At 53.8% G+C, this 9891-nt stretch carries 9 protein-coding genes and 3 pseudogenes; 5 read left to right on the top strand and 7 right to left on the bottom strand.

The features are described 5' to 3' along the window. Positions 1 to 1123: 1123 nt before the first annotated feature. Positions 1124 to 1738, bottom strand: a complete 615-nt coding sequence (locus tag VGP75_RS11315) for a hypothetical protein (RefSeq protein WP_327543760.1) — start codon at positions 1736 to 1738, stop codon at positions 1124 to 1126. A gap of 429 nt (positions 1739 to 2167) precedes the next feature. Between VGP75_RS11315 and VGP75_RS11310 the strand changes: the two genes are divergently transcribed. The 3 genes and pseudogenes from VGP75_RS11310 to VGP75_RS11305 form a co-directional block, all read left to right on the top strand. Next, a complete protein-coding gene (locus tag VGP75_RS11310; RefSeq protein ID WP_327543762.1) occupies positions 2168 to 2494 on the top strand; it encodes a transposase in 327 nt (108 codons plus the stop codon). Next, positions 2470 to 2814 (top strand): IS3 family transposase, encoded by a 345-nt coding sequence (locus VGP75_RS20625; RefSeq protein ID WP_414727799.1) that lies wholly within the window; start codon positions 2470 to 2472, stop codon positions 2812 to 2814. Before VGP75_RS11310 ends, VGP75_RS20625 begins: the two co-directional genes overlap by 25 nt. 12 nt (positions 2815 to 2826) lie before the next feature. After that, positions 2827 to 3003, top strand: a pseudogene (locus tag VGP75_RS11305) (DDE-type integrase/transposase/recombinase); the annotation flags it as partial. Positions 3004 to 3171: 168 nt separating this feature from the next. On the opposite strand, the gene VGP75_RS11300 reads toward VGP75_RS11305, so the two are convergent. Further along, the gene (locus VGP75_RS11300; RefSeq protein ID WP_327543761.1) at positions 3172 to 4386 is read right to left on the bottom strand and encodes an IS256 family transposase; all 1215 of its coding nucleotides are present in this window, start codon (positions 4384 to 4386) and stop codon (positions 3172 to 3174) included. Positions 4387 to 4453: 67 nt separating this feature from the next. Between VGP75_RS11300 and VGP75_RS11295 the strand changes: the two are divergent. Next, positions 4454 to 4597: pseudogene (locus tag VGP75_RS11295) on the top strand (integrase core domain-containing protein); the annotation flags it as partial. Positions 4598 to 4770: 173 nt separating this feature from the next. On the opposite strand, the gene VGP75_RS11290 reads toward VGP75_RS11295, so the two are convergent. Next, positions 4771 to 5082, bottom strand: coding sequence for an H-NS histone family protein (locus tag VGP75_RS11290; RefSeq protein WP_327543759.1), 312 nt, complete (start codon positions 5080 to 5082; stop codon positions 4771 to 4773). Positions 5083 to 5755: 673 nt separating this feature from the next. Between VGP75_RS11290 and VGP75_RS20620 the strand changes: the two genes are divergently transcribed. After that, positions 5756 to 6055 carry a tyrosine-type recombinase/integrase gene (locus tag VGP75_RS20620; protein ID WP_414727800.1) on the top strand — a complete coding sequence of 100 codons (300 nt, stop codon included), beginning with the start codon at positions 5756 to 5758 and terminating at the stop codon, positions 6053 to 6055. 124 nt (positions 6056 to 6179) lie between these two features. Here VGP75_RS20620 and VGP75_RS11285 read toward each other — a convergent pair. The 4 genes and pseudogenes from VGP75_RS11285 to VGP75_RS11270 form a co-directional block, all read right to left on the bottom strand. Beyond that, positions 6180 to 6362 (bottom strand): annotated as a pseudogene (locus VGP75_RS11285) (transposase); the annotation flags it as partial. Between the two features lie 180 nt (positions 6363 to 6542). Continuing rightward, entirely contained in the window at positions 6543 to 7238 is a 696-nt protein-coding gene (locus VGP75_RS11280; protein WP_327543758.1) for a sugar transferase, read from the bottom strand. A gap of 296 nt (positions 7239 to 7534) precedes the next feature. Beyond that, a complete protein-coding gene (locus VGP75_RS11275) occupies positions 7535 to 8722 on the bottom strand; it encodes a UDP-N-acetylglucosamine 4,6-dehydratase (protein ID WP_327543757.1) in 1188 nt (395 codons plus the stop codon). Between the two features lie 230 nt (positions 8723 to 8952). Then, positions 8953 to 9891: DegT/DnrJ/EryC1/StrS family aminotransferase (locus VGP75_RS11270; RefSeq protein ID WP_327543756.1), on the bottom strand; the 939-nt coding region annotated here is incomplete at its 5' end.

Raw genomic sequence — 9891 nt, 5'->3', positions numbered from 1 at the left:
CCGCCGATAGACTACGCTCGGCGCGCCAATGTATAATCTGTGCCCCACCCCGCCGAGTGATTTAAGGGAGGCTTTCCAAATGGATTCTTTGCATACGCCACAAGGCCGATCTTTTCAATTTTTCGAGCCTTTCCCAGTTTGCCTGATTGCAATTGCCCGACTGTGCGCGTTCTGCGCGACGCAGTATCTGATCTAAAGCTCTGTAGGGTAGTTGATCACTGGAGTGGCGCATGAGCGTGAGGAGATTGTCTAAATCACTGACCTCACAATTCGACTGTCTGATGGTGCGGATCAATTTAGCTGTTAAAGAACGATCCAGAAAGAATGGAAACATTGCTATAGCGATCCTTTTAGTCGTGTTTGGTGAAGGTGAGATGCTTTGCAGCAATCCACAGGCGCCTCACGTCTCTCGCAGGAAACCAGACCCCGCACGCTCCTGTACTCTTCCGGCGAACCAATGAGTTGTTGCGCTGGCGCGCTCATGGGAACAATCGCACCGCTTACGGGTATCGATCAGGCTTCAGAGGTCAGAGCTGAAACCGGCAGCTGTCACTCCAGTTTCCAAAATTGGTGAGTATTTGAGCGTTCGAAGATTTCCACAGTCATGCCTTCACTATGTTTTCGGACGCGTCACATCGCAACAAATCCAAAGCGTCAGCAGCCGTTCATTTGATACATTATGTAATCAGACGGTTCGCAAACCGACAAAGGATACCAACATGCGACAGCTCACCATCTCAATCGACCCTGAGTAGCTTGATCTCATCCATGGCGTCCAGATCTTCGTCGCATCTGACTTGTTGAGCAGAAAAAGCGGACGCGAAGCAAAGTCAACGCCAGATGACAGAGATAGTCCCGCATCTTCGACCAGAATACAGCTCGGCCAGCGTCATCTCTTCTCGCATCGCACGCGACCTTCGCCTAGAACTCAGGCGTATGCGACTTTCTCTTTACCACTGCGGATCGTCTCTGTCGACATGCGATCCGCCTCAACTACTGATCAAAATTTCTCCGACCACCTTTACGAGGGATGGCTTGCCGCAGCTGTACTTAAAAACTATCGCGTGTTAGCACTCAGTAAACCCGCGCATTCAATGAAAACCAATGCACACGACCCGCTCAATCATGCGAAGGCTGACTGGCCTGATCCCACACGCCGCCTGCTACCCACCAAGACCAAGCTCAACGTGCCGAGAATAAATGAAATAAGCGCGAGGTTCCCACCATTGATTTCAGGGACTGCAACGGGCTCACCTCCACTGGTGACATCACCTGATCCTGTGTCGACCGTTGCCCCACCGAGCGTGTAATCGGTGACTGTGGAGAAAGCGCCCTGAGACGCCCCCACCAAAATCGCATCAATACGAATTTTGTTCTCTACAAACTGACTGTATGAATATGAGGCGTCTATCACCCAGGTCTGGCCGGAGTACCCAGTCTCGAATTCAAGACTTAGAAGGCCTAGAGTAGAACCACTGCTCCCTCCGCCGAGTACAGCAGTTGATTGATTAACGTTAGTAATTTCCCTGCTCACACCCCCCGACGTGAAATTAAGACCAGAGATATCGTTTGTGGAAATTGAGCCGTCTTCGAAGTTCAAAAAACCCGAGATCGTACCATCACCCCCAACGTCCTCTAAACCAACATAACTGATGGAAAAGTCATACGTCTGTGCGTGTACTGCCAACGGCGACAGAAACAGAGCGCAGATGAGGATGATGGATCTATAACACTTCATTTTTTCTCGGTACCCTGATTCATGTCTGCAAACCAGCAAAATTTATCGTTTTGGGAATGTTTTTCTCGCCCCGCCTGCTGGCGGCCTGCCGCTAGACTATTCAAGCGGCTTCAAGGGTAAAAATTGGGCAACGGCGGCAAACAGAGCGATTGGACCACCCAGAACGGCCCCCAGCTCCGGGCCCACCGCGTCGCCCACGTCAGGATTGTCGCCAGAACAATGCCCAGGGCTGCGCCATTCGCCACAACTCTGACTGTGGTGAACGGATCCAAACTTGCAAAGACTCTCGCGCCAATCATGCCATCGATACCTAGAGCAACGCCGCCAAACATGATGGCCAATGACACGCGACCCAACCCACACAGAGGTGGTCGCGGAATTTCGGACCCGTTGTTAAGGTGGATCGCATGATGAGAGAAGTGATTCAGACTGAAAAAACGATCGAACCATTCGCCTGAGTTGAAGGCCAAAGATGCGCTTGAAGCGATCCGTGAGGAGCTGACGCTGGCGGAACTGTCCAAGCAGTACGATGTTCATCCAACGCAAATCAGCACTTGGAAGCGCGCGGCGATAGAGAACATGGCGACAGCTTTTGCGCGCCGCAGTACAGCCCTGGAGCAGGTAAGCGCGGCTGAAGTCGATAAGCTGCATTCCAAGATTGGCCAGATTGTGGTGGAACGGGATTTTTTGGCCAATGCCTCGCACCAGTTGCTCGGGACGCGAGGCAAAAAATGGTGCGTAAGGATCACAAGTTAAGCGTCCGTCGCCATTGCGCGCTGCTGACCCTAGCACGGTCAAGTCTCTACTATGAGCCGAAGGGTGAGAGTGCTGAGAACCTGAAGTTGATGGCTATCATCGACAAGCAGTTCTTGGAGACGCCGTGGTACGGTTCGCGCCGAATGGCACGTCATATGAAGTGTAACAACCACGCATGCGGGCGGCATCGTGTCCGCCGTTTGATGCGCCTCATACGGTTGGTGCCGATCTATCAAGAGCCGAATACCAGCAAGAAACACCCGCAGCATAAGATCTGGCCATATTTGCTACGGAACGTGGTGATTGACCGTCCAAACTAGGTCTGGTGCGCAGATATTCTGATGCGGCGTGGCTTTCTGTATCTCGTGGCGAACATGGACTGGTACAGCCGCAAGGTTTTGGCATGGCGGCTCGCCAACAGCATGGACACGGCGTTCTGTATCGAAGCCCTGAAAGAGGCGCTGGCGAAACACGGCACGGCCGAGATCTTCAAACCGACAGTCATATGATCGCCACCAGTGGTGATTGGATCGACGTGCTGAATGATGCGAAGGTAAAGATCAGCATGGATGGCAAAGGGCGGTGGATTAATAACCGAATGATTGAGCGGCTATGGAGGTCCCTCGGGAGTATCCGAAACTCTGTGTATGAGGCTCAGCCCATGCAGGTTTGACGGGTCATCTGTTGAACCGTTCTGGGTATAGGATAGCGAACTGGTTTCGTGCGGCAACCCATTCTCTGACGCACCGCCCTGATTTCTCAAAGCTACGAATTGCGAGGTAGATCAGTTTTGTTGCGGCGTCATCCGTTGGAAAGCTGCCGCGTGTTTTGGTGGTTTTTCGGATCACGCGGTTCAGGCTTTCTATAGCATTCGTTGTGTAGATGATTTTGCGCACGGCTGGCGGGAAGGTAAAGAACGGGATCACTTCTTGCCATGCGCGCCGCCAGCTCGGGGCGATGGAGGGGTATTTCTGGCCCCATTCCGCCTCAAAGTCGGCCAGGGCTTTCTCGGCCTCAACGTCATCGGTGGCCTGGTAAATCCGCTTCAGGTCCTTGGCGACAAACTTGCGATCCTTCCATCCACAGAAGTTCAGCGAGTGGCGCACCAGATGCACGATACAGGTCTGGACGGTCGTCTCAGGAAACGCTGCGTTGATGGCATCAGGGAAGCCTTTTAGGCCGTCCACTACGGCGATCAGGATGTCTTCGACGCCGCGGTTGCGCAGGTTGTTCATCACCGAGAGCCAGAACTTGGCCCCTTCGTTGTTGGCGATCCACAGGCCCAGAACCTCACGTTCGCCTTCAGGGGTAACGCCCAGGGCCACGTAAACGGCCTTATTTTTGACTTGACGGCTTTCTGCGTCGCGGATTTTGACACGGAGCGCATCGAGAAAAACGATGGGGTACATCGGTTCCAGAGCGCGGTTTTGCCAGTCAGACACCTCCTCTAAAACAGCGTCGGTGACACGGCTGATAAGGTCGGCTGACACCTTCAGGCCGTAGACCTCTTCGAGGTGAGCACGAATGTCGCGGGTCGAGAGCCCCGCCGCATAAAGCCCGATGATCTTGTCATCCATGCCGTCGATCCGGGTCTGGCCCTTCCTAATCAGCTCCGGCTCAAAGCTCCCGTCTCGGTCGCGTGGGATGTCGATGGGCACAGCGCCGTCATTGCCCTTCAGCATTTTACGGGTCGCCCCATTGCGCCGGTTGGTCTGCTGACTGTCGGGTTCACCATGCGGTTCATAGCCCAAATGCTCGGTCAACTCAGCACCCAGCATCCGCTCCATCAGCCGGACCTTGAGTTCCTTCATCAGGCCTTTGTCGCCCAGTAGATCCTCAGGTCGTTCAACGCCGCTAAGCAGCTCGTCCAGTAATTCTTTGGAAATCGTCATCGTCGTCATGCTCCTTCGTTGGTGAAGCATGGGCCAAATTACTCATACACAAAAGGTCGGACACTCTCGGTCCCTCAAGTACGAATGTGTATATTTGCACAGGTTTGAGACCGGGTCACAGGCCCGCACCGGCCTCGGAAAATGGCTGGCCTATTACACCGCCGAACGATCGCACTCGACCCACGGCATCTTGACCCAAGACGAGGCCTATGTGAGCAAAACAGAACCCATGAGAATGGCAGCCTGACATGAAACCCTGATCCACCTTAACTGGGCTGCAAAGTGGTCGAAGAACAAGGACCACCTCTAGCAGACCTTCTCAAGCCGTCCGTCTTCGTGGTATTTCCCAAGAGAGCGCGAAACCGAGCACGACATCTGACCGGATCAATAGACTAATAATTTTTCCTCGGCCATTCCGCTTGAAGTTAACTCGATAAACCATTTCGGCTGACGACCTCTTCCGCTCCAAGTCAGCGAAGCGTTTTCAGGATGCCGGTACTTTGCCTTGGCTTTCTTCTTTCGCACTTTGTCCGCGAAGACTTCGTCAATCGAGACACCGAGTTCTCGTGCTTTTTCTTCAAGAGCGGCGCGCGCTTCTTTAAGCTGTCGTGATTTATAGCTCTCGATAGCCGATGCAAGATTTTTTTGGAGTTCTTTAAGCTCTTCTAAACTCAGTCGCTCAAGGTCAACGTTCATGGTAACTTCATTCCACCTGATGTAAGATATAGTGTCCAATGACCTATTCTCAGGCATCGGATATTTTTTTAGTCTAGACCCAACTGATTAAGTCAGTCACTGAAATTGTTCTAGTCCAAAGACATACCCTTTTAATCTTTTGGATACAATAAGTGATGTATGACTGGACTTCTCAAGGTTAATCCCGATCAGACTGCAGAAAACCTATGAGGTCAATCATGGACACTACCTTGATCAATTGTTTTCCTGATTGTTGAAACCCGCTCGGGCAGGCTGTTGAGACTGTCGGAATTGGTTTGTTTGCATTACATCCGTGGTTGTACCATTGCATTCTTACCGGAGCCCAACTTTAACTCTGCGACCACTCTTGCCTGATACGGGGTAAAATTATTCCCTCGCCCGGGCGTCCCAATCAGGCCAAGGGGCTGACAAAAGCCTATCTCGACCAATTTATCGCAGGGCAACCCGATACGCCTTGGGGATTTCCGAACGGCGCGATGCTGGCATTGGGGTATGAACTTTTGACCCGCCGATCCGAGCTGGTCGCATTGCGCACAGACGTTCCGCGTGCTCATCCGGCGCAGCAAGGTGGACCAGAACGGACTGGGCCGGATCGCATTCACCTCACAGAAAACCGCGCGCCTCGTGAACGAATGGCTGGCGTGGCGAAAATATTCAACCACTGTTCTGCCCCATCTATCACGGCTGCCCGATCGATCGTGCGCTGGAGGCAACAATCGTCAAAAAAATCGTAAAGGACGCCACTCGAGAGGCTGGGTTGGACCCTGCGGATATCGCAGCCTTCAGCGGCCATTCAATGCGCGTTGGTGCTGCCCAGGATCTACTCCCACGCGGCGTTGATACCGCCGCCATCATGCGGGCCGGAGGCTGGAAGTCCGTGAACATTCTCCGCGCTATCTTGAGAAGGCTGAACACAATGTCTGGACCTAGATTGCATCTTCGCTATGGATAAAGCGACCTGTCTGACAGTTGCGTTATCACAACTGCTGCAAAACAAGCTTGCGTGTTCATTCATGTGCAGGTGTGTTTCCCTGACGCGCGCAACACCCTGACGAACAAGTCCGACCGGTCATCCCCAACTCGATCCCAGCAAACCGGCGCATGGCTTCACGGTCATAAAGCGTCTCTTCGGCCATCGGATCGCTGAGAGCATACCAATTCTGCAGAAAGTAAATGCATAGCATCGTCTTCAGTGGCATTGGTGGCCGCCCGCCTTTCAACCAAACCTTCGGGTAGTGCAGCTCGATCATCAACTGCAAACGCTTCCTTCTCTGCCCAACACGTCTTGCGCCGTGTCAAGTACTTCTCCATCGCGTCACGAAGACTGGGAACAGCGGGCTGTTTGGGCATCGGCAGGGTCTCCTTCGGTCGATGCCTGCAGGCAACCAAATTATGCAGAAAGCAGCGGGTTTTTCAGACGTTCTTTAGATAGCTGCGGTTCAAGCATCGGCGCGAGCCCAAAATCGGGCAAGATCCGGAGGTGGTGTCGGCAGTCCCGGAAAGGCGCGCCAAGGCAAGCGGCTCTTGGAGAAGATAATTACCCAAACCGTCACAAAAATGACCAAAAGGTAAGAAAGCAAAGATTGGTTGTGGAGGTACCAGAGCTCGACGCGTCCCTTATAAGGCTTGATCACTTCGGCATAGAATTTTGCGGGGTCTTCGGCTGCATTGGTCATATGCTCCTCGCCGCGAAAAAGGATCGCGCCGACACCTGACAGGCCCGGCCGCAACCGCACGATATCTTTCTGAATGTCTTCGGGATAGAGTGCAAAGATACGCGGTGTTTGTGGCCGAGGGCCTGCTATGCTCATGTCACCCTTCAGAACGTTGATCAGCTGGGGCAGTTCGTTTATTTTTGTTTTGCGCAGAAACCACCCCATCGGAAGCACGCGGGGGTCATTTTGCAAGGTCAGGTCCCCAGTTCCCATATTCGGACTGTCCTTGAGCATCGTGGCGAATTTCAGAAGGACAAAATGGTGCCTATCGCGACCGACGCGCGGCTGGCGATAGAAAACCTCACCTTCGCCCGTGAAGCGCAACAGCGGGATCACAATCAGCCAGACTGGTAATACAATCAGGATGAAGGTCGCGGAAAAGAAAATATCCGCCATCCGTGTGAAATCGAGTTTTCTCATGAGGCGTGACCTGTCATGGGACATTCTTTCTGTTTGGACATGGGTTTTCGATCTCCCGGGAGACGAAGGACTTGCAGAGATCGGTTGATTTTATACTGCAGGGCTACCTGCATCTCTTCGAAGCTAGGTCTCTGGCCCGAGAACGCGGTGAAAAATGGCTGATAGATTTCAGTGCGAGGCGTCCTGTGCTGGGAAATTGGGAACGTATAAGAACACTAGTCTGCTGATGCCCCGATCCAGCTTAAGTACCAGACACATTCGAGTCGAAGTAGCCGGAGACCTTCAAGAATGTGCGCTCACATCCGATCGTCGAGGAATTTGCCAGTTTCGGCATGAGCGAACTCTGGAAGCATCTCTCCGAAGAGCTCTACCAGTTCGCGTCGCTCCCAATTGCCGCGGTGTTGCATATCCGCAATCCGGCGTACGAACATGTCCAGATTATCACCCTGCCCCGGCAACGCGTTGCGGATGACGCCAATGCTTTCGAAGCGGTCTTTATCAACATCCTCGTCGTCCATGAAAAACTCCTCAAACGGTTTCTCCCCAGTCGTATCGCTATCGAAGAAAAAGCATGGCCAGAGGCCACGCGCGATCATTGCCTCTGGATCTTGGCGTGCTGCATCCTCGCTTTCGCAAGGCCAAGGTTCGAAGCCACGCGCTCTCAAATAACGTTCGGCAATCTCCGAGAAGCTCGTCAGGTGAAGCTCTTCGTTGAGTTTTGGAAAGAAAATCTCTCTGTTCTGACCGAGTAAGCAGGAAAGTAGGCACAATTCCCCGGATTCCTGTGGCGTGACGAAATAGCGGCGCACATCACGCGGCGCAGAAATCGGCTGTCGCTTCAAAAACCGCTGTTCGAACCCGTGCAGGAGAGAACCGTCGGAAAAAGCAACATTTGCAAAGCGCGCGGTCGATATCGGCAAGCTTTCACTGTCGCGCATTAAAAACATTTCCATGATGCGCTTACTTGCACCCATCATATTGACCGGATTGGCTGCCTTGTCCGTCGAGACGCAAAAGTATTTCTGGGCCCCATGTGTGCGTGCTTGCTGCAGGGTTGCGATCGTGTTGAGGATATTGACCTCGACCATGCGCATAAGCGTAAAAGGGTCCTTCTCGCTCCGGACGTGTTTCAGGGCGGAGAGGTTGAGGACGTAGTCATACCCACCCGACCAGCGCATGAGTGCTTCAAAAGAATTGGAACCGCAGTCGATAGCGAAGGTCCGGAAATCACCGTCGATATAGCCAAGCGTGCTCCGAATGTCGCGCACCAACTCGACCATGTTGTTCTCGCTAATATCGACGACATGCAAGATCCGCGGATTGCGCTTGAATATCTCGCGAGTCACCGCCTGCCCGATTGAGCCAGCCCCACCGATCACAAGGAAGCTCGCGTTGGCGACTTGGGAGGCAAGCTCATCTTTGTGGCTAGCAATATCGTCGCTGAAAAGCGGCGCACTGCGGCCGATGATATCAATGATGTTCAATTGAGTAACCTTTTTAGTGAACGGTTCAGCGATGACAAAGCCTCACAAGGCAATGCCCGGTCGATGCGTGAGCAGGCATCACGTTTGGCGCTTAAGGGGTTTTGCTTGCAGGACTTCACACCATTGATGGAGCCGGTTTTGCTGCATGAATTCGGGCGCTACACAAGCGTCTGGAATTCTCGTTCGCGTAATGGACCAAAGACCTAATGTGTACTCTGCTTAACCTGGGCTCATGCGATCCTTGGGGTCGACGGTACGTTGACAAGACGCTCATAGAGCCACTGCGTATTGGGTAAGGGGCCACACTGACAGGTGCGGTAGGGCGGCAACGTGTTAAGCGGGTTCCAGAGCGGCCGTGTCATCACGCCCTGCTCATTCGTGCGCTCAAGGACGATATCTCGTGCTTCCAACGACCCGGTCAGAAACGCATTGAACCAGTAGTTTGCCTTTGCCCCTTGCGGCTCGCGGATCGGCGTCAGGCCACGCGCTTCGAACCAAGTGATATAGGCGTCCGCGATTTCGCGTTTGCTGTCGAGCAGTGCTGGTAGACGTTCGAGCTGCGCTATGCCAAGTGCTGCATTGAGAGCGGGCAAGCGGTAGTTGAAGCCGATCGCATCGTGCTCGTATCGCCACGGATGATTACGCTTCGCGGTAGCAGCAAGGTGCCGCAAGCGCTGCGCGAGCTCTGCATCATTTGTGATGATTGCACCGCCCTGACCGGTTGATATGACTTTGTTTCCGTTGAAACTCAGCGTGCCACAGCGGCCGGCAAGGCCTGCATGCCTTTCACCACGGAAACTGCCAAGTGCTTCAGCAGCATCCTCGATGAGTGTCACACCCCAGCGCGCACATACCGCAGCGAGCCGCTCCATGTCGCCGGGATGGCCGTTCGTGTGCATCGGCAGACAAGCGCGGATCGGCCGACCTGTCACGCGGTTGATAGGTACACCGTCAGCCCCCTGCTCTGCAGTCGCGTGCAGGAATGCCTCAACGGCCTCGGCGGAGAGCCCCATGGTGTCAGGGTCCACGTCCAGAAAGACCGGGACTGCACCACAGTAGCTAATTGCGTTGGCCGTCGCGACAAAAGTGAGCGCCTGTGTGATCACCTCGTCTCCACTCCCGACGCCCACGCCACAGAGCGCAAGATGCAGTGCGGCCGTGCCGTTGAT

Origin of the sequence: Yoonia sp. (genome assembly GCF_036007805.1) — a bacterium.
Classification (GTDB): domain Bacteria; phylum Pseudomonadota; class Alphaproteobacteria; order Rhodobacterales; family Rhodobacteraceae; genus Yoonia.
Note: the sequence above shows the minus strand (reverse complement) of the source record. Positions and strands in the feature narration are given on the sequence as shown.

What these genes read in the sequence shown, in the direction of transcription:
- VGP75_RS11300 (WP_327543761.1), bottom strand. Translation starts at nt 4,386, where the DNA reads ATGACGATTTCCAAAGAATTACTGGACGAGCTGCTTAGCGGCGTTGAA.
- VGP75_RS11315 (WP_327543760.1), bottom strand. Translation starts at nt 1,738, where the DNA reads ATGAAGTGTTATAGATCCATCATCCTCATCTGCGCTCTGTTTCTGTCG.
- VGP75_RS11280 (WP_327543758.1), bottom strand. Translation starts at nt 7,238, where the DNA reads ATGAGAAAACTCGATTTCACACGGATGGCGGATATTTTCTTTTCCGCG.
- VGP75_RS11290 (WP_327543759.1), bottom strand. Translation starts at nt 5,082, where the DNA reads ATGAACGTTGACCTTGAGCGACTGAGTTTAGAAGAGCTTAAAGAACTC.
- VGP75_RS20625 (WP_414727799.1), top strand. Translation starts at nt 2,470, where the DNA reads ATGGTGCGTAAGGATCACAAGTTAAGCGTCCGTCGCCATTGCGCGCTG.